Here is a 17,996-nt window from a genome sequence, read left to right as displayed (position 1 = left end):
TAGAATACCGGCCTGTCACGCCGGGGGTCGCGGGTTCGAGTCCCGTCCGCTGCGCCATATTCCGCTTCCAGGCCCACTGAACACCTGGAAGTAACAAAGAAAGCGACCTTAGGGTCGCTTTTTTTGTGTCTGCAATTTTTGTATCAGCGCTCTTCTTCTCGCAACGTCAGCACCTCGAACCCGTCATCGGTCACCGCCACGGTATGCTCCCACTGCGCCGACAGGCTGTGGTCGCGGGTAATCACTGTCCAGCCATCCTTCAATGTGCGCGTACCGCGCCCACCCTGGTTGATCATCGGCTCGATGGTGAACACCATCCCCGGCTTCAGCTTCATGCCCATGCCGCGCTGGCCGATGTGCAGTACTTCAGGCCCTTCATGCATCTGCTGGCCAATGCCGTGCCCGCAATACTCGCGCACCACGCTATAGCCTGCCGCCTCGGCATGGGCCTGGACGGCATGGCCGATATCGCCCAACGTGGCCCCGGGGCGCACCTGCTCGATGCCCTTCCACAGCGCGTCGTAGGTGGTGTCGACGAGGCGTCGGGCTTCATCGCTGATGTGCCCGATGCTGTACATCTTCGACGAGTCGGCAATGTAGCCGCCCTGTTCCAGGGTGATGTCGACGTTGATGATCGAGCCTTCCTTCAGTACTTCATCGGCATTGGGCATGCCATGGCACACCACATGGTCCACCGAGGTATTGAGCGAATAAGGAAAGCCGTACTGGCCTTTGCTCGCCGGCCGGGCCTTGAGCGTGTCGACGATGAATGCTTCGGCACGGTCGTTGATCTGCATCGTGGTCACGCCGGGGCGGATGAAACCGTCGAGGTCGGCGAAAACCTGAGCCAGCAGTTGGCCTGCGCGGCGCATCAGGTCAAGTTGGGCGGGGGTCTTGAGAATCACCTGGGACATAGGGGGAGGGCAGTTGCTCATGCTGTTATTTGCCCCAGCATAGCGCCAGCGGGTACCGGGTTGCCACCGCATGGTGCGTAGCCTGTGCCGGCCTCTTCGCGGGCACGCCCGCTCCCACAGGCACGGCACGCCCCTCAGGCCTTGCGATAGCCCTGTGGGAGCGGGCGTGCCCGCGAAAGGGCCGGTATAGCTGGCCCATAAATTGCTGATCTACCTTCATCCCGGGCTATCAACGTCGACAGCCCACAAAACTTCACGACAAAGGCGCCGTGTTGCCCCGCTTGCTTCAGCAAGTCGGGGCAGCCGGCGCCTTTTTGCGTTTCCCACAGGAGCCCGCCCATGGCCAACAGCGAAGTACGCAGCGTCTGCCCCTACTGCGGCGTTGGCTGCGGCATCGTCATGAGCGTTGCCGATGGCAAGCTCGTCAAGGTCAGCGGCGACAAGCAGCACCCCAGCAACTTCGGCCGGCTGTGCACCAAAGGCCTCACTGCGCACGTGCCGCTGACCGCCGCCGGCCGCCTGGAAGACGCCTATGTGCGCCAGCAGCGCAACCAGCAACCGACGCGCACCGGCATGGACCAGGCCATCGCCGACGCCGGCAAACGCCTGCGCGGCATCATCGACCAGCACGGCCCCGACGCCGTGGCGCTGTACGTGTCGGGGCAGATGTCGCTGGAGGCGCAGTACCTGGCCAACAAGCTGGCCAAAGGCTTTATCCGCACCCGCCACATCGAGTCCAACTCGCGCCTGTGCATGGCCAGCGCCGGCAGCGGCTACAAGCTGTCGCTCGGCGCTGACGGCCCGCCTGGCAGCTACCAGGATTTCGAGCACGCCGACGTGTTCCTGGTGATCGGCGCCAACATGGCTGACTGCCACCCCATCCTGTTCCTGCGCCTGCTCGATCGGGTCAAGGCCGGCGCGAAGCTGATCGTCGTCGACCCACGGCGCAGTGCCACCGCCGACAAGGCCGACCTGTTTCTGCAAGTACGCCCCGGCAGTGACATGGCCTTGCTCAACGGCTTGTTGTATCTGCTACACCGCAATGGCCACACCAACCCCGACTTCATCGCCCGCCACACCGAAGGCTGGGACGAATTACCCGCCTTCCTCGATGACTACACCCCCGAGCGCGTAGCCGCCATCACCGGGCTTGCCGAGGCCGACATCCTCAAGGCCGCCGAATGGATCGGCACCGCCAACGACTGGATGAGCTGCTGGACCATGGGCCTGAACCAGAGCATTCACGGTACCTGGCACAGCAACGCCATCTGCAACCTGCACCTGGCCACGGGCGCCATCTGCCGCCCCGGTAGCGGGCCGTTTTCGCTGACCGGCCAGCCCAATGCCATGGGCGGCCGTGAGATGGGCTACATGGGCCCCGGCCTGCCAGGCCAGCGCTCGGCGTTGGTGGAAGGCGATCGCGCATTTGTCGAGCAGCAGTGGCAACTGCCACCCGGCAGCCTGCGCAGCGAAGGCGGCGAGGGTACGGTGGCACTGTTCGAGCAGATGAACGCGGGTGAAGTAAAAGCGTGCTGGATCATTTGCAGCAACCCGGTAGCCAGCGTTGCCAACCGCCAGCAGGTGATCGATGGACTGTGCCAGGCCGAATTGGTGATTACCCAGGATGCCTTCCTCGACACCGAAACCAACCGCTACGCCGACATCCTGCTGCCGGCCGCGCTGTGGGCCGAAGGCGAGGGCGTGATGATCAACAGCGAACGCAACCTCACCCTGATGCCGCGCGCCGTAGAGCCGCCAGGGCAGAGTCTGCCCGACTGGCAGATCATCGCCCGGGTGGCCTGCGCCATGGGCTACGCCGAAGCCTTCGACTACCCCGATGCCGAAGCGGTATATGAAGAAATCCGCCGCTTCCATAACCCCGCCACCGGCTACGACCTGCGCGGCATCGGTTACGCCGAGCTGCGTCAGCAACCACGCCAGTGGCCTTGTGCGCCAGGCCATGGCAGCGATCGCAGCCCATTACGCTACCTGAACGACGGCAGCAGCCAGGCGCTGCTGCACGATGCCCAGGGCGATTGCCCGGCGCTGGCGTTCCCCACCTCCAGCGGCAAGGCCCGCTTCTTCGGCCGGCCCTGGTTGCCGGCACCGGAGTTGCCGGATGACGACTACCCCATGGTGCTGAACACCGGCCGCGTGCAGCATCAGTGGCACACCCTGACCAAGACCGGCAAGGTGCCGGCGCTGAACAAGCTGGAGCCTGGCCCCTTCGTCGAGGTTCACCCAGACGACGCCGTACGGCTTGGCATCGCTGAAAAGGATCAGGTGGCCGTCCGCTCACGGCGCGGTCAAGCCGTACTGCCGGCGCGAATCAGCGACCGGGTCATGCCAGGCAACTGCTTTGCGCCGTTCCACTGGAACGACCTGGTCGGCGAGCAACTGGCAATCAATGCCGTCACCTGCGATGCCGTCGATCCGCTGTCGCTGCAACCCGCTTTCAAACACTGCGCCGTGGCTCTGCAACGGGTCGCAGGCGAGCGTATCCACGCCCTTGACCTGAACGCTGCCATTTCGGAGCCAGCCCGCATGCCCACTGCCACCCTGTCCCGTCTGCTTGGCCTGGACACCTTGCCAGCCCCGGTGCTGGCAGAAGAAGAGCGCCATTACCTGCAAGGTTTCCTGCTGGGCCTGAACCAGGCCCGCGCCGAGCGCGTGCCCAGCCTGCCGGCCAGTGCGCCACTGGCGGCCAACCACCGGCTGTTTATCGACGGCTTGCTGGCCGGGCTGTTCGCCCAGCCTGCGGCACTGCCCGTTGCGGCGTTGGCGGCGCCACGGCATCAGGTGCTGTGGGCCTCGCAGACCGGCAACGGCGAGCAGCTGGCCGAGCGCTGTGCCGAACGCCTGCGCGGTGCCGGCCTGGATGTGCAGCTCAGTTGCATGGAGGCGGTCAGGCCGAGCCAGCTGCAGGGCGCCGCCAGCGTGGTATTGATCGCCAGCACCTTTGGCGATGGCGATGCGCCCGACAGCGCAGCGGCGTTCTGGCACGCCTTGCAGGGCGAGGAGGGCGCCTGCTGCGCCGAACTGCCCTATGCAGTGCTGGCCTTGGGCGACTCCAGTTACGATCAGTTCTGCGGCTTTGGCCGCAAGCTGGACCAGCGTCTGACCGAACTGGGTGGCCGGCGCCTGTTGCAACGGGTGGACTGCGAGCCAGACTTTGACGAAGCGTTCGCAGGCTGGCTTGACGTGTTGCTGCCCTTGCTGGGCAGGGCCGCTGCGCCACCACCGGCGAATGAACCTGCACCCATGGCGGGCTGGAGCAAACAACAACCCTGGCCCGCCACCTTGCTGGAAAACCACCTGCTCAACGGCCCCGGTGCCAGTAAGGAAACACGGCAACTGGTGTTCGACCTGAGCGGTAGCGGCTTCAGCTATGCCGCCGGTGATGCCTTGGGCGTGTGGCCGCGCAATTGCCCGGCGCTGGTCGACGAACTGCTGGCGCTGATGCAGCTTGATGGCCAGGCCATGGTCGAGCTGAAGGGCCAACCTGCCATGCCACTGGCCGAAGCCCTGCACGCGCACCTGGAAATCGCCAAGGTCACCACGCAGCAACTGCAAGCCTTCGCGGGCAGCGCCCCGGGCCTGCAACGTCTACTGCAGCCCGAGTGCAAGGCCGAACTGCAGGACTGGCTGTGGGGCCGGCAACTGGTCGATGTGCTGCGGGCCTTTCCCCAGCAGCTACCGCTGGCCAGCTGGCTTGAACTGCTCAAGCCTTTGCAGCCGCGTCTGTACTCGATCAGCTCCAGCCCGTTAGCGCATCCCGGCCAGGTACACCTGACCGTCTCCACCGTGCGTTATGGCGAGCGCAAGGGCGTATGCTCGGCCTTCCTCGCCGACCGCGCCCAAGCGTTGAAGGTGGCAATTTTCCCGCAGGCGTCCAGGCACTTCCGGTTGCCCGCGGACGACAGCGTGCCGGTGATCATGGTCGGCCCCGGTACCGGCATTGCGCCGTTCCGGGCGTTCCTCGAAGAGCGGGAGGCGCGGGGGGCGAAAGGGGGCAACTGGCTGTTCTTTGGCGAACAGTGCGCCGCTACCGACTTCTATTACCGGGAGCAGCTACAGGCCTGGCAGGCAAGCGGCCACCTGCGTCTGAATACAGCGTTTTCCCGCGACCAGGCCGAGAAGATCTATGTGCAGCAGCGCATGCTGGAGCAGGGCGCGCAGCTGTGGCAGTGGCTGGAAGCGGGGGCGTATTTCTATGTGTGTGGGGATGCGCAGCGCATGGCCAAGGATGTGGATGCGGCGTTGCGGGCGGTCGTGGCTGAGCATGGCGGGATGGATGCGGCGCAGGCGGCTGCCTATGTGGAAGGTTTGAGCAAGGGCAAACGTTATCTGCGGGATGTGTACTGAAGTGCACCGGGATGGGGAGTGATGCACTTGGAATGTGCAATTGCTGTGCTGGCCCTATCGCCGGCAAGCCAGCTCCCACAGGTATCTTACAAACCTCGAAACCTGTGGCGGCCCTTGTGGGAGCTGGCTTGCCGGCGATAGGGCCAGCACAGGAAAAAGGATTGGCACAGTCCCTGCTTTACCTCCAATACAACAAGCCCCACTGATCAACGGCGATCAACCCGGGGGTACACCGTGATGAATACAGGCAAAGGCGCCTGGAGCTTCGGCTCCAGGCGCTTTTTTTTTGATCGAGGATCGGCTTATGAAGGCAACAGCGAGCAGCGGGCAACGAGAGCGACTGGTCATCGTCGGCAACGGCATGGTCGGCCACCATTGCGTCGAACAACTGGTCAGCCGCGGCGCCCTGCAGCGCTTCGAGGTGCAGGTGTTCGGCGAAGAGCGCCAACGCGCCTACGACCGCGTGCACCTGTCCGAATACTTCGGCGGCAGCTGTGCCGAGACCCTGGCCCTGTGCGAGCACGATTTCTACAACGCCAACGGCGTGCACCTGCACCTCGGTGAGGCCGTGCTGGAAATCGACCGTGAGCGCTGCGAAGTAGTCACGGCCGAGGGGCGCTACGGCTACGACCAGCTGGTCCTGGCCACGGGCTCCTACCCCTTCGTGCCGCCGATCGAAGGTTCCAGCGGCAATGCCCGCCTGGTCTACCGCACCCTCGACGACCTCGATGCCATTCGCGCTGCCGCAGCCGGTGCCCGCCGTGGCGTGGTGGTCGGTGGTGGCCTGCTCGGCCTGGAGGCAGCCAACGCCCTCAAGTCGCTGGGCCTGGAAGCCCACGTGGTGGAGTTCGCCCCACGGCTGATGCCGGTTCAGCTGGACAGCGAGGGCGGTGCCGCGCTCAAGGCACAGATTGAAGCGCTCGGTGTGGGCGTGCACCTGTCGCGCGCCACCCAGTCGATCAGCGCCGGTGAAGCCTACCGCTACCGCATGAACTTCGACGGTGGCGAGCATCTGGAAACCGACCTGATCGTGTTCTCCGCCGGTATCCGCCCGCAGGATGCCTTGGGCCGTGGCTGCGGCCTGGACATCGCCGCCCGCGGTGGCGTGGTGATCGACAACCATTGCCGTAGCAGCGACCCGCGCATCTTTGCCATCGGCGAGTGCGCCTCGTGGAACGGTTGCGTGTTCGGCCTGGTCGCCCCAGGCTACAGCATGGCGCGCAACCTGGCGGCTTTGCTGATGGGGGAAGCGGCGGTAGCGTTTACCGGCGCCGACATGTCGACCAAGCTCAAGCTGCTGGGCGTGGATGTCGGCTCGATTGGTGATGCCCATGGCGCCACCCCCGGTTCGCGCAGCTACCGCTTCATCGACGAAGCCAACAGCGCCTACCGCCGGCTGGTGGTGGACGCCAGCGGCAAGCACGTGCTCGGCGCAGTGCTGGTCGGCGACAACAGCTACTACGACACCCTGCTGCAATACGCCCAGAACGGCATCGCCCTGCCAGCCGACCCGGCAGCGCTGATCCTGCCGCAAGGCGGTGGTGCACCGGCCTTGGGCGCCGACGCGCTGCCCGACAGCGCGACCATCTGCTCGTGTCACAACGTCAGCAAGGGCGCGGTGTGCGACGCCATCGACAGCGGTTGCAGCGACCTTGCTGCGGTCAAGGGCTGCACCAAGGCCGGCAGCGGCTGCGGCGGTTGTGCGGCCTTGCTCAAGCAGGTGTTCGAGCACGAACTGACCGCACGTGGCGTAGCGGTGGACAAGAGCCTGTGCGAGCACTTCGCCTACACCCGCCAGGAGCTCTACGGGCTGGTGCGGGTGGAGGGCATCCGCACCTACAGCGAGCTGCTCGCACGCCACGGCAAGGGCCACGTTGGCTGTGACATCTGCAAGCCGGCGGTAGGCAACATCCTCGCCTCCTGCTGGAACCAGCCGATCATGGACCCGGCGCTGGTGCCGCTGCAGGACACCAACGACACCTTCATGGCCAACATGCAGAAGAACGGCACCTACTCGGTGGTGCCGCGTATTCCGGGTGGTGAAATCACCCCCGACAAGCTCATCGTCATCGGCCAGGTGGCCAAGAAGTACGACCTGTACACCAAGATCACCGGCGGCCAGCGCATCGACCTGTTCGGTGCCCAGTTGCACGAGCTGCCGCTGATCTGGGGCGAGCTGATCAAGGCCGGCTTCGAAACCGGCCACGCCTACGGCAAGTCGACCCGCACGGTGAAATCGTGCGTGGGCAGCACCTGGTGCCGTTACGGCGTGCAGGACAGCGTCGCCATGGCCCTGCGCCTGGAAGACCGCTACAAGGGTCTGCGCAGCCCGCACAAGCTCAAGTTCGCGGTGTCTGGCTGCACCCGCGAGTGTGCCGAGGCGCAGAGCAAGGACATCGGCGTGATCGCCACCGACAAGGGCTGGAACCTCTACGTGTGCGGTAACGGCGGTATGCGCCCACGGCATGCCGAGCTGTTCGCCACCGACCTGGACGACGAAACCCTGGTACGCCTGATCGACCGCGTATTGATGTTCTACATCCGTACGGCCGACAAGTTGCAGCGCACCTCGGTGTGGCGCGAGAACCTGGAAGGCGGCCTGGACTACCTGAAGCAGGTCGTGATCGACGATAGCCTAGGGCTCGCCAGCGAGCTGGAAAGCCAGATGCAGCATGTGGTCGACCAGTATGAATGCGAATGGGCCAACGCCCTCAACGACCCCGAGAAGCTCAAGCGCTTCCGTACCTTTGTCAACGATCGCCGCGCTGACCCGGACGTGCACTTCGTGCGTGAACGCGAACAACGCCGGCCAGCGGCGCCGCTGCACCTGATCCCTACTGTCGAGGAGGCTGTCTGATGAACCTGTCCAATGCTGCTGTGAAAACCTGTGAGAACTGGCAGGCGGTGTGCCAGGCGCAAGACCTGGTGGCCGATTCCGGGGTCGTGGTATGGCTCGACGGGGCTCAGGTGGCGCTGTTCTACCTGCCAGGGCAGCCGCAGCCGCTGTATGCGGTGGACAACCGCGACCCGCGTTCCGGCGCCAACATCATCGGTCGCGGGCTGGTGGGCAGTGTGCAAGGTGAGTTGGTGGTGGCAGCGCCGCTCTACAAACAGCACTTCAGCCTGCTGAGTGGGGAGTGCCTGGAGGATGCCGGGCAGAGGTTGCGAGTGTGGCCGGTGCGGTTGAAGGGGGAGGCAGTAGAGCTGGCTGTGGCCTGATAACCATTTGCTGCCTACCCAAGCCTCTTCGCTGTGGGAGCGGCTTCAGCCGCGATCAACGCCGGCTCATCCACCAGCTTGCCGCGTGCGATGTTGATCAGGTATCCCTCTGCACCTAACGCACGCAGCAATGCTTCAAGCCTGCCCGCTTCAGTCGTGACGCACTACAGAAGCGGTTTTCAGAGAGAGGGCGAGCAGGCAGGGAAGTCGGTAGCCCTGCTGCACGTCTTCTCCGCTCACCACCATGCGCTGATTCACGGTATCGACTACTACCGAATTCTCGGCGGTATAGAAACCATCCTCCTGCGAAAACGCGCCAAACTGACCGTAGCCGTGCGGGGAGACGAAGCGGGTATCGAGTTGGCCGTCTGATTGGTAGCGCACTGCCATGTTGAAGGTAAAGAAGCCACCGTACCCCATTAGCCCCCCCTCGGTTTCTTCAATATGGGCCCACCCGCCGTCGACGAGGAAACGCACTACCTGCCCTTGGTTGAACTCGCGGGCAGGTTCGCCAGCATAGTCCAGCCGGTAGATGGTCGGTTGGCTGCGATCGTCGTCGACCGAGTAGTGTTGGCCGTACAATGTGATGCGTTGGCTGCTGTCTTCTACCGTGAAGCCGCTATTGATGATCCCCTCGTCTGACCAGTGGTGGCCCACCTCGCCGAATTTGTCATCGAGACGCCCCGTCAGCGACAAGCCACTCGTTACTGAATACCAGCCCGAATCGCTTTCCACGTAAGTGCAGATCACGATGCGCTGCATCCCCGCAGTTGGGGAGATGACGGCAATGCCTTCAAGGCTGTGCTGTGAACCTTCGGGAATCAGATCGCTCAACGCCAGCAGCCCATTTTCACCGAATTGGGGGTCCCTTCTACCATTGCTGTCCAGGGCGACAACCACCGCGTTGGAATCCCCTGCTTCGTATCGAGCCGCGGTCGCCACCAGCCCTTCCTGGTGGCAGGCCACTTTGTCCAGCATAAGATCTGCACCGAACAAGGCACGTGTGTCGATATAACCCTTTCCTTGACCAAAGCCCGGATCGGGTTCGCCTTTCGCAATCAGCTTCCACAAATGAGAAGTGGTTTCCCCAAAAAGCTCCACAGTCACCAGCAGATTGCCCGTCACGTCCTCTACTACTCCAGTGGCGTTCAGGTAGCGGTCCGTGGTCTCTGTGGTGAACTTGAACATGCCGCTACCATTGAACGTGGTGTCAAGCTTTCCACTTGCGTCCAGGCAGGCGATGAAAACACTGTTTAGCCCATCGGGATCGGTTTGATACCCAGTCACATAGAACCGGGCCGGACGCACTTTGCTCCTCAGTACGCTGGTCGTACCCCCCAGGTTGCCGCGGCCGCTTTGGGTGAAGTGGGCATGGCCTTTGTCACCATAACTGAGATCGATGGGGGCTACGGGTTGCTGCTGAAGAGCCTGGAGAGAGGGCGGCACTGCTTGGGTAGAAGGGAAGTGCTTCTTGGGTCGGATCATGGCGTTGGGCTCCATTCACAATTAAACCGCTGAACGCCTATTGAGCGATGCTTGGCCTGGATCGGCTACTGGCAGAAGTGACAGGTGCGTCACCGGCCTGGGTATGCAAGGGCAGGGGTGAGTACGGTGCGGCAGACCTGGATACGCCGCAGGTAGCGATGCGGTAAGCTTGCTGCCATGAACCTCGACACCCGCATCAAATACCGCCACCTGCTGTGCTTCCTGGAGATTGCCCGGCAGGGCAGCCTGGCCAGGGCTGCCGACGTGCTCGCGATCAGCCAGCCGGCAATTTCCAAGACCCTCAAGGAACTCGAAGGCCTGCTGGAAGCGCGCCTGTTCGCGCGCAGCCGCCAGGGCGTCGAGCTGACCCCGGCCGGAGCGCGTTTCATGCGGTATGCCGGGCCCAGCGTGCAGGCCCTGCGCGATGGCGTCAGTAGCTTGCGTGGCGAAGCGCGGGCGCCGTCGCAGGTGCGCGTTGGCGTGCTGTCGACGGTCGAGGGCCTGCTCATGCCCGAGGTGCTGTGCCGCCTGCACCAGCGCCATGAAGCGCTGGTCATCAGTGTGGCCACGGGGGTCAGCGCGCAGCTGCTCGGCCAACTGCGTCTGGGTGAGCTGGAACTGGTGGTCGGGCGCATGACCGACAGCCCGCAGATCCAGGGCCTTTCGTTCGAGCACCTGTACAGCGAGTCGATGAGCCTGGTGGTACGCCCGGGCCACCCGCTGCTGGCCGCCACGCCGGTCGAGCGCGCCAAGGTCGGGCGTTACCCGTTGGTGTTGCCGCCGGCGGGCACCACCATCCGCCAGCATGCCGACAGCCTGTTTGTGCAATGCGGCATCCAGATGCCGGCGCAGCGCCTGGAAACCCTGTCGTTGGCCCTGAGCCGGCGCTACCTGCTGGGCAGCGATGCGTTGTGGGTAGCGCCGCGCGACGCGGTGCTGCTCGACCTGCGCCGTGGTGAGCTGGTCGAGCTCGACCTGGGCGTGCGCGAGCCGGGCGGCTCGGTGGGGATCTGCCGCAATGCCGCCTTGCCGCAGAGCCTGCCTGGGCAGTGGGTGTGCGAGGTGTTGCGCGAGGTGGCAGGGGAGTACCGGGACGGCAACTACCCCTGAGTGCAGGCCTTTCAGAGTCCAGCGAAATAAATCCCCTGTAGAACCGGGCAAAAATGGCACAACCGGTCAATACTGGCCAGTGGCTGCAAGCCCAGCATGAATTACCGTTTAACTACTGAACTTCCTTACCAAAACCCGCTCCTATGCCGGTAGCCATTGGTCATGGCCGCCTGCTAAGCTCGCGGCTTTACCCTGATTGCCCTTATGGCGCATGAACAAGGAAATAGCATGAAACAGCATCGTTTGGCGGCTGCGGTTGCCCTGGTAGGCCTGGTACTGGCTGGCTGTGATCAACAGGCCAGCAGCCCCGAGCTGAAGACTCCGGCGCAGAAAGCCTCCTACGGTATCGGCCTGAACATGGGCAAGAGCCTGGCTCAGGAAGGCATGGAAGACCTTGATTCGAAATCGGTCGCCCTCGGTATCGAAGACGCCGTTGGCAAGAAAGAACAACGCATCAAGGACGAAGAGCTGGTAGAGGCGTTCACCGCCCTGCAGAAACGCGCCGAGGAGCGCCTGGCCAAGGCCAGCGAAGAAGCCGCCTCCGCCGGCAAGAAGTTCCTCGAAGAAAACGCCAAGAAGCCAGGCGTGGTCACCACTGCCTCGGGCCTGCAGTACGAAGTGGTCAAGAAGGCTGATGGCCCGCAGCCAAAGCCGACCGACGTGGTCACTGTCCACTACGAAGGCAAGCTGATCGATGGCAAGGTGTTCGACAGCTCTGTCGAGCGTGGCAGCCCGATCGACCTGCCGGTCAGCGGTGTGATCCCGGGTTGGGTCGAAGGCCTGCAGCTGATGCACGTTGGCGAGAAATACAAGCTGTTCATCCCGGCTGAACTGGCCTACGGCGCACAAAGCCCAAGCCCGCTGATCCCGGCGAACTCGGTACTGGTGTTCGATCTGGAACTGATCGCCATCAAGGATCCGGCCCAGCTGCAGGGCGGCGAGCCGGAAGCCGAGGCTCCAGCTGAAGCACCTGCTGAAGCACCTGCCAAGTAACGCTGGTTGGTTCTTGCAAAACGCCCCGTCCTGACGGGGCGTTTTCGTTTGTGGCGATTGGACGAACCAGCAACAACTGATACTGTCCGAGGAAATGCAGCTAGTAGATGTAGGATGTTTCTGGCGCAAATCGTTTGCGGCCAGGTACCCACGGCTTGAAACGGTTGTGTAAAAAACGCCCGATCTGACCGTGGGCCTTGCCTGGCAGGCACCTGGGCTCAGAAACGCGACCCTGTTCACAAGGTTATCCACAATAAATGTGGATAACCTGTTCCGCCTGGAGGCTCCATGAGCGCACCCTGGAATTTTGCCCGTTTCCTGCCCTTGGCCGAGCGCCTGCTCAGCCGTGGTCGGCTACCGGCCCTGCTGTTTGCAGTGGCCCGCAAAGGCCCACGCATCGGCCGGTTGCGTGAGGACGTGAAACTGCTGCAGTCGCTGTGCCTGGCGTGGTGGCGTGGCGAATACCGCGCCATCAGCCCCAAGGCCCTGGTCACCATCGTGGCCGGCCTGCTGTATTTCGTCAGCCCCATCGATGCCATACCCGACTGGTTGCTGGGCGTGGGTTTTCTCGATGACATCGCGGTGCTGGGCTGGGTGCTGAAGACCGTGGCCGACGAACTGGCGCGCTTCAAGGCTTGGCGCGACAGCCAGGCACCCGAGCGGCTGCGCGTGGTCGAGCGCCTGCCGGCTACCCCACAAGCGCTGGGGCTGGAGCGCAACACGCATTGAAAACAGCCTGAACTGCACTCAACCGGACAGACCCCGGAGTTGGTAATATAATTGGCATAAGGGTTATGCCTACGGATTACATGCTGTAATCCTTTTTTAAGGGGTTTGTAATGGGTATTCAGGTCATTAGCCGGGACGGTCAACCCGAGTACGCCGTCGTTCCCTGGGAGCAGTACCAGGCACTGCTCAAGGCGGCGGGGCAGGCGCCTGCCGAGGCGGTCGTCAGCGAAGAGCCTGGCTCAGCTGCCGTGGCGCCATTGCCGGCGTTCAGCGAAGTGGCGCAGATTCGCCAGGCCAAAGGGATTGCCCCTGAGCAACTGGCGCGCAATGTCGGGGTGAGCCCGGCGTATCTGGCCATGATCGAGTCGGGCGAACGCCAGCCGGATGCTGCCATCCGCCGCGCCTTGGCCTGGCATCTGGGGGTGGCTGGCTGGAGCGAGCCATCATGAGCCAGGTCAGGATCAGCCGTCAGCACTGGGATAACCTGCTGGGCGAGCTTGACCTGGCCCGTCGTCAACGTCACTTGCTGACCTACCGAGCGCTGATCGAGCGTTTGCAACTGCCTAGCCCTGCCATGCAGACGCTGACCGCTGCGCTGGAGTACCTGGCGGTACTGGATGCCCGTGCCGAGCAGCCGTTGCGCAGCTCCTTGGTGATCAGCCAGGGTGCCAGCCGTTTGCCGCGTACCGGCTTCTTTGAATGTGTCGAACGGCTGGGGCGCTTTGCCGGGCCGGTCGATGGCATGGAGGCGGCGTCGTGGCATGCTTCCGAGGTGGTTCGGGTGTTCGAGTACAGCTACCCGGAAACAGCCTGATTGTCAGCATCAGCGCGCTCCCTCCTACAGATACAGCGCGAGGCTCAAGGCCTGTGGTGAACCTGTGGGAGCTGGCTTGCCTGCGATAGGGCCAGGGCAGGCAAACCATGCCGGTGGATCAATCCACAACCGTTGCCATCAGCATCCACCAGCTCCAATGCCTCCAGGTGCTGATGCCGCTCGAACAGCTCCAGCAACTGCCCAAGCGTCGCATTGAGCCGCACCGTCGGCTGTCCAGCCAGAGGCGCGCTCATCGGCGTCGGTAAAGGCCAGCTTTCCCGCACCCCCAACTCCTGCGGCCGCCCCAGCAGGTAGCCCTGCACCAGGTCCACACCCATCTCCGTCAGCACCGCCAGCTCCTCCGCCAGCTCGATGCCTTCGGCAATCACCTGTGCCTTCGATGCCCTGGCAATCTGCAAGATCGAGCCAACGAACTCGCGCTTGAGCGGGTCGCGGTGGATGCCGTCGATGAAGTGGCGGTCGATCTTCACGTATTCGGGGCGCAGCTCCGACCACAGGCGTAAGCTCGAGTAACCCGCGCCCAGATCGTCGAGGGCAATCGAAAAGCCCATGTCGCGGTAGTGATGCAGGGCATTGGACAGCAGCTGGAAATCGTCGGTCGGGGTGTGCTCGGTCAGCTCGATCACCACCCGGCTGGGCGGCAGGCCGACCTGCTCCAGCAGCTTCAGGGTAAGGCCGGACGGGTAGTGTGGCTCCAGCAACGATTCGGGCGAGATGTTGAGAAACAGCTTGCCCTGCAGCTGTTGCTCGCTGAAGCGCCGGCAGGCGCTTTCCCGGCAGGCGGCTTCCAGCTCGGTCAGGCGGCCGGCCTGGCGGGCGATACTGAACAGGTTCAGCGGTGCATGCAGCGGGCTGTTGGACGGCCCGCGGCTCAGCGCTTCATGGGCGAAAACCCGTTGTTCGCTCAGGCACATGATCGGCTGGAACAGACTGTGAATGCTGCGTTGAGCCAGGATGGCACTCAAGGCACTGAGCTGTTCGGCGACGGTCATGACGTATTCCTGAAAATGAAAGGGCCGGGCATCTGCATGCCCGGCCCCCGTATTTCACGACAGCGCGATGACTGTTTGATGACAGATCACATTATTCTGCCATCACCGCCGCTGCGCCTTACTTCTTGGCCACCTTGGTGCTGGCGCTGAGGTAGTCGATCAGGATACGACCGGTTTCGGACAGGTAGGCGTCGTCCTCCGGCTTGGTGTTTTCATCTTCGACCGGCAACGCGTCTTCGTCCTCTTTCTTCAGCTCTTTGAGCGGCTCTTCACCCTTGGCCTTGCGGCGGATGTTTTCCAGCGCCAGCTGCTTGGCTTCGATTTCGTCGTGGCGTGCACGGCGATCCTGCTCGTTGAGGCTGACGGTTTTTTCGGTCATCAGCTTCTGCGTCAGGGCCAGGCGGTCGCGAATGTAGGTGAACTCGGCATCCTTGTCGCTACGCGCTTCATGTTGCGCCTTGAGCATGGCCAGGTAAGGCTTGAACGGGTCGGCCGCCGGCTTGACGACCGGGCGAATGGTGTCCCATGGCATGGCCTCGGGCAGGGCGCTCTCGCCAATTTCCTTGGTGTCGATGATCGACGGGTAGTCGATGTCCGGCAGCACGCCCTGATGTTGGGTGCTCTGCCCGGAAACCCTGTAGAACTTGGCCAGGGTCAGCTTCAGCTCGCCATGGTTGAGCGGCTGGATGGTCTGCACGGTGCCTTTGCCGAAGGTCTGGCCACCGATGATCAGCGCGCGGTGGTAGTCCTGCATGGCGCCGGCGAAGATCTCCGACGCCGAGGCCGACAGGCGGTTGACCAGCAGCGCCAGTGGGCCCTTGTAGAAGGCCCCCGGGTTTTCGTCTTCCAGCACGTCGACGCGGCCGTCGCTGTTGCGCACCAGTACGGTCGGGCCTTTCTCGATGAACAGGCTGGTCAGTTCGGTGGCTTCCTGCAGCGAGCCGCCGCCGTTGTTGCGCAGGTCGATGACCACGCCGTCGACTTTCTCCTTCTGCAGTTCGGTGAGCAGTTTCTTCACGTCACGCGTGGTGCTCTTGTACTCCGGGTCACCGGCGCGGTAGGCCTTGAAGTCGAGGTAGAAGGCCGGGATCTCGATGATGCCCAGCTTGTAGTCACGCCCGTCCTGCTTGAGCTTGAGCACCGACTTTTTCGCCGCCTGCTCTTCAAGTTTCACCGCTTCACGGGTGATCGACACGACCTTGCTGGTCTGGTCGCTCGGCGCATTGCTGGCCGGGATGACTTCCAGGCGTACCACCGAGCCTTTCGGGCCACGGATCAGCTTGACCACTTCGTCCAGGCGCCAGCCGACCACGTCGACCATTTCCTTGTTGCCCTGGGCCACGCCGATGATCTTGTCGGCCGGGGCTACCTGCTTGGTCTTGGCTGCCGGGCCTGCCGGCACCAGGCGCACGATCTTGACCTGGTCGTTGTCGCTTTGCAGCACAGCGCCGATGCCTTCGAGCGACAGGCTCATGTTGATGTCGAAGTTCTCGGCGTTGTCCGGTGACAGGTAGTTGGTGTGCGGGTCGTAGGACTGGGCGAAGGTATTGATGTAGGCCTGGAAGATATCCTCGGCACGGGTCTGGTCCAGGCGCGCCAGCTGGTTCTTGTAGCGCTTGGTCAGGGTTTCCTGGATCTGCTTGGGTTCCTTGCCGGCGATCTTCTGGCGCAGCACCTCGTCCTTGACGCGTTTGCGCCACAGGTCGTCGAGCTCGGCCTGGTCCTTCATCCACGGGGCGTCCTTGCGGTCGATCAGCAAGGTTTCCTTGGCGGTGAAGTCGATCTTGTCCACGCCTTTGTTCAGCTCGGCCAGGGCGAAGTCCAGGCGCTGCTTGACGCGGTCCAGGTAGCGTTTGTAGATGGTGAAGCCCGGGTCCAGGTTACCGCTCTTGAGGAAATCGTCGAATTGCGTTTTCCACTTGTCGAATTCGGCAATGTCGGCAGCGGTGAAGTAGCTGCGCGCCGGGTCCAGCAGCTTGATGTAGCTGTCGTAGATGATGACCGAACGGGCATCGTCCAGGGGCGGCTTGCTGTAGTGGTGGCGCTTGAGCAATTCCACCACGTTGAGGCTGGCGACGATCTCGTCGCGGTCCGGCTGCAGGCCGTCCCACTTGTTGGCGGCCGCTGCATTGCCGCCGAGCGCGAGGCTGCCCAGGCCGATCATTACAGCGAGGGCGGTGCTTGGGAGGAAATGCTTCATGCTGATTCGACGTGGAGGCAATTGATCACGCATAGTAGGCCGTCTTTTCCGTTGCCGGTTCCATGGAACCGGGCAAATACTGCAAAAAGCCTGGGGTGTGCGTTCCCCAGGCCCAGTCATGATTCAACTATGGAGGCACTGTGAAGGCATTGCAAGGCGTTGACGGACATGTGGAGTGGGTCGAGGCCGAACGCCCGGCCTGTGACGCGGGCCAAGTGCGCATTCGCGTGGCTGCTGCGGGCCTGAACCGCGCCGATCTGCTGCAGATGAAAGGTTTGTACCCGCCACCGCCAGGCGCCAGCCCGTACATGGGCCTGGAATGCGCCGGTGTGGTCGAGGAAGTGGGCGCCGGCGCCGACTGGCGCGTGGGCGACCGTGTGTGCGCACTGCTGGCCAGCGGTGCCATGGCCGAGGAAGTGGTGGTCGATGCCCGTCATGTACTGCCGGTGCCCGAAGGGCTCAGCCTGCATGAAGCGGCAGCGTTACCGGAGGTGTATGCCACCGCCTGGCTGAACATCTTCCAGCTAGGGGGTGTGAAGGCCGGTGAGAAGGTGCTGGTGCATGCTGGCGCCAGTGGCGTTGGTTCGGCTGCCATCCAGCTGTGCAAGGCATTCGGCAGCCCGGTGTGGGTCAGCGTCGGCTCGCCGGATCGCCTGGCCTATTGCGAAGCGCTGGGCGCTGCGGGGGGTGTGGTACGAAACGAGAACCTGGATGCACTGGAAGGTTTCGGGCCGTTCGACGTCATTCTCGACCCGGTGGGCGCCAGCTACGGTGAGCTCAACCTCAAGCTGCTGGCCCGTGACGGCCGTTGGGTGATCATCGGCCTGATGGGTGGGCGCAAGTTTGAGCTGGACCTGGCCCAGGTGCTGGGCAAGCGCCTGGAGATTACCGGCTCTACGCTGCGCAACCGTGACGACGGCTTCAAGGCCGAGTTGCTGCGCGAGCTGCAACAGCAGGTGTGGCCGCTGTTCGCCGAAGGGCGTTTGTCGCCGCAGCTGGTCGATACTTATCCTGTGGAGTTCGCCCAGGCGGCGTATGCCGAGCTTGAGACCAACCAGGTCTCGGGCAAGCTGGTAATGGTGATCGACCCAAGCCTTTCATAAGCAGGCCCGGCCCTATCGCCGGCAAGCCAGCTCCCACAGGTTCACCACAGG

General features: G+C 63.5%; 13 protein-coding genes and 1 pseudogene. 9 read left to right on the top strand and 5 right to left on the bottom strand.

Annotated elements, in window-relative coordinates; genetic code table 11:
* Positions 1-143: 143 nt before the first annotated feature.
* Positions 144-935 carry a type I methionyl aminopeptidase gene (gene map / locus WF331_RS22560; protein WP_229610057.1) on the bottom strand — a complete coding sequence of 264 codons (792 nt, stop codon included), beginning with the start codon at positions 933-935 and terminating at the stop codon, positions 144-146.
* Positions 936-1,253: 318 nt separating this feature from the next.
* Between map and WF331_RS22555 the strand changes: the two genes are divergently transcribed.
* The 3 genes from WF331_RS22555 (at position 1,254) to nirD (ending at position 8,498) form a co-directional block, all read left to right on the top strand.
* On the top strand, positions 1,254-5,279 hold the full coding sequence (locus WF331_RS22555; protein ID WP_284399617.1) for a bifunctional nitrate reductase/sulfite reductase flavoprotein subunit alpha: 4,026 nt from the start codon (positions 1,254-1,256) through the stop codon (positions 5,277-5,279).
* A 304-nt stretch (positions 5,280-5,583) separates the two neighbouring features.
* Positions 5,584-8,136, top strand: a complete 2,553-nt coding sequence (gene nirB, locus WF331_RS22550) for a nitrite reductase large subunit NirB (protein WP_340623301.1) — start codon at positions 5,584-5,586, stop codon at positions 8,134-8,136.
* The gene (gene nirD, locus WF331_RS22545; RefSeq protein WP_061203639.1) at positions 8,136-8,498 is read left to right on the top strand and encodes a nitrite reductase small subunit NirD; all 363 of its coding nucleotides are present in this window, start codon (positions 8,136-8,138) and stop codon (positions 8,496-8,498) included. The genes nirB and nirD overlap by 1 nt, the downstream gene beginning before the upstream one ends.
* 47 nt (positions 8,499-8,545) lie before the next feature.
* Here the strand turns inward: nirD and WF331_RS22540 are convergent.
* Positions 8,546-8,629, bottom strand: a pseudogene (locus tag WF331_RS22540) (NAD(P)-dependent oxidoreductase); the annotation flags it as partial.
* A gap of 19 nt (positions 8,630-8,648) precedes the next feature.
* Positions 8,649-9,983, bottom strand: a complete 1,335-nt coding sequence (locus tag WF331_RS22535) for a hypothetical protein (protein ID WP_284363291.1) — start codon at positions 9,981-9,983, stop codon at positions 8,649-8,651.
* Between the two features lie 177 nt (positions 9,984-10,160).
* On the opposite strand from WF331_RS22535, the gene pcaQ reads away from it, so the two are divergent.
* From pcaQ to WF331_RS22510, 5 genes are all read left to right on the top strand, one after another.
* Entirely contained in the window at positions 10,161-11,093 is a 933-nt protein-coding gene (gene pcaQ / locus WF331_RS22530) for a pca operon transcription factor PcaQ (protein WP_016501068.1), read from the top strand.
* Between the two features lie 228 nt (positions 11,094-11,321).
* On the top strand, positions 11,322-12,086 hold the full coding sequence (locus tag WF331_RS22525; protein ID WP_016501067.1) for an FKBP-type peptidyl-prolyl cis-trans isomerase: 765 nt from the start codon (positions 11,322-11,324) through the stop codon (positions 12,084-12,086).
* A gap of 288 nt (positions 12,087-12,374) precedes the next feature.
* Positions 12,375-12,815 (top strand): YkvA family protein, encoded by a 441-nt coding sequence (locus tag WF331_RS22520; protein WP_016501066.1) that lies wholly within the window; start codon positions 12,375-12,377, stop codon positions 12,813-12,815.
* 110 nt (positions 12,816-12,925) lie between these two features.
* Positions 12,926-13,264, top strand: coding sequence for a helix-turn-helix domain-containing protein (locus WF331_RS22515; protein ID WP_016501065.1), 339 nt, complete (start codon positions 12,926-12,928; stop codon positions 13,262-13,264).
* On the top strand, positions 13,261-13,629 hold the full coding sequence (locus WF331_RS22510) for a hypothetical protein (RefSeq protein WP_016501064.1): 369 nt from the start codon (positions 13,261-13,263) through the stop codon (positions 13,627-13,629). The genes WF331_RS22515 and WF331_RS22510 overlap by 4 nt, the downstream gene beginning before the upstream one ends.
* Positions 13,630-13,673: 44 nt before the next feature.
* On the opposite strand, the gene WF331_RS22505 is transcribed toward WF331_RS22510, so the two are convergent.
* Entirely contained in the window at positions 13,674-14,642 is a 969-nt protein-coding gene (locus tag WF331_RS22505; protein WP_016501063.1) for an EAL domain-containing protein, read from the bottom strand.
* A 118-nt stretch (positions 14,643-14,760) separates the two neighbouring features.
* Positions 14,761-16,842, bottom strand: coding sequence for a carboxy terminal-processing peptidase (locus WF331_RS22500; protein ID WP_165605159.1), 2,082 nt, complete (start codon positions 16,840-16,842; stop codon positions 14,761-14,763).
* A 140-nt stretch (positions 16,843-16,982) separates the two neighbouring features.
* On the opposite strand from WF331_RS22500, the gene WF331_RS22495 reads away from it, so the two are divergent.
* Positions 16,983-17,945, top strand: a complete 963-nt coding sequence (locus WF331_RS22495; protein WP_284363300.1) for an NAD(P)H-quinone oxidoreductase — start codon at positions 16,983-16,985, stop codon at positions 17,943-17,945.
* Positions 17,946-17,996 lie beyond the last annotated feature (51 nt).

Origin of the sequence: Pseudomonas sp. YNh, from assembly GCF_037993085.1 — a bacterium.
Taxonomy (GTDB): Bacteria; Pseudomonadota; Gammaproteobacteria; order Pseudomonadales; family Pseudomonadaceae; genus Aquipseudomonas; species Aquipseudomonas putida.
This window is presented reverse-complemented; position numbering and strand designations above follow the sequence as displayed.

Excerpts from the sequence above, each read along its gene's own strand:
- WF331_RS22505 (WP_016501063.1), bottom strand. The coding sequence starts at position 14,642 with ATGACCGTCGCCGAACAGCTCAGTGCCTTGAGTGCCATCCTGGCTCAA.
- map (WP_229610057.1), bottom strand. The coding sequence starts at position 935 with ATGAGCAACTGCCCTCCCCCTATGTCCCAGGTGATTCTCAAGACCCCC.
- WF331_RS22535 (WP_284363291.1), bottom strand. The coding sequence starts at position 9,983 with ATGATCCGACCCAAGAAGCACTTCCCTTCTACCCAAGCAGTGCCGCCC.
- WF331_RS22515 (WP_016501065.1), top strand. The coding sequence starts at position 12,926 with ATGGGTATTCAGGTCATTAGCCGGGACGGTCAACCCGAGTACGCCGTC.
- WF331_RS22510 (WP_016501064.1), top strand. The coding sequence starts at position 13,261 with ATGAGCCAGGTCAGGATCAGCCGTCAGCACTGGGATAACCTGCTGGGC.
- WF331_RS22520 (WP_016501066.1), top strand. The coding sequence starts at position 12,375 with ATGAGCGCACCCTGGAATTTTGCCCGTTTCCTGCCCTTGGCCGAGCGC.
- WF331_RS22500 (WP_165605159.1), bottom strand. The coding sequence starts at position 16,842 with ATGAAGCATTTCCTCCCAAGCACCGCCCTCGCTGTAATGATCGGCCTG.
- WF331_RS22555 (WP_284399617.1), top strand. The coding sequence starts at position 1,254 with ATGGCCAACAGCGAAGTACGCAGCGTCTGCCCCTACTGCGGCGTTGGC.
- pcaQ (WP_016501068.1), top strand. The coding sequence starts at position 10,161 with ATGAACCTCGACACCCGCATCAAATACCGCCACCTGCTGTGCTTCCTG.
- nirB (WP_340623301.1), top strand. The coding sequence starts at position 5,584 with ATGAAGGCAACAGCGAGCAGCGGGCAACGAGAGCGACTGGTCATCGTC.
- WF331_RS22525 (WP_016501067.1), top strand. The coding sequence starts at position 11,322 with ATGAAACAGCATCGTTTGGCGGCTGCGGTTGCCCTGGTAGGCCTGGTA.
- nirD (WP_061203639.1), top strand. The coding sequence starts at position 8,136 with ATGAACCTGTCCAATGCTGCTGTGAAAACCTGTGAGAACTGGCAGGCG.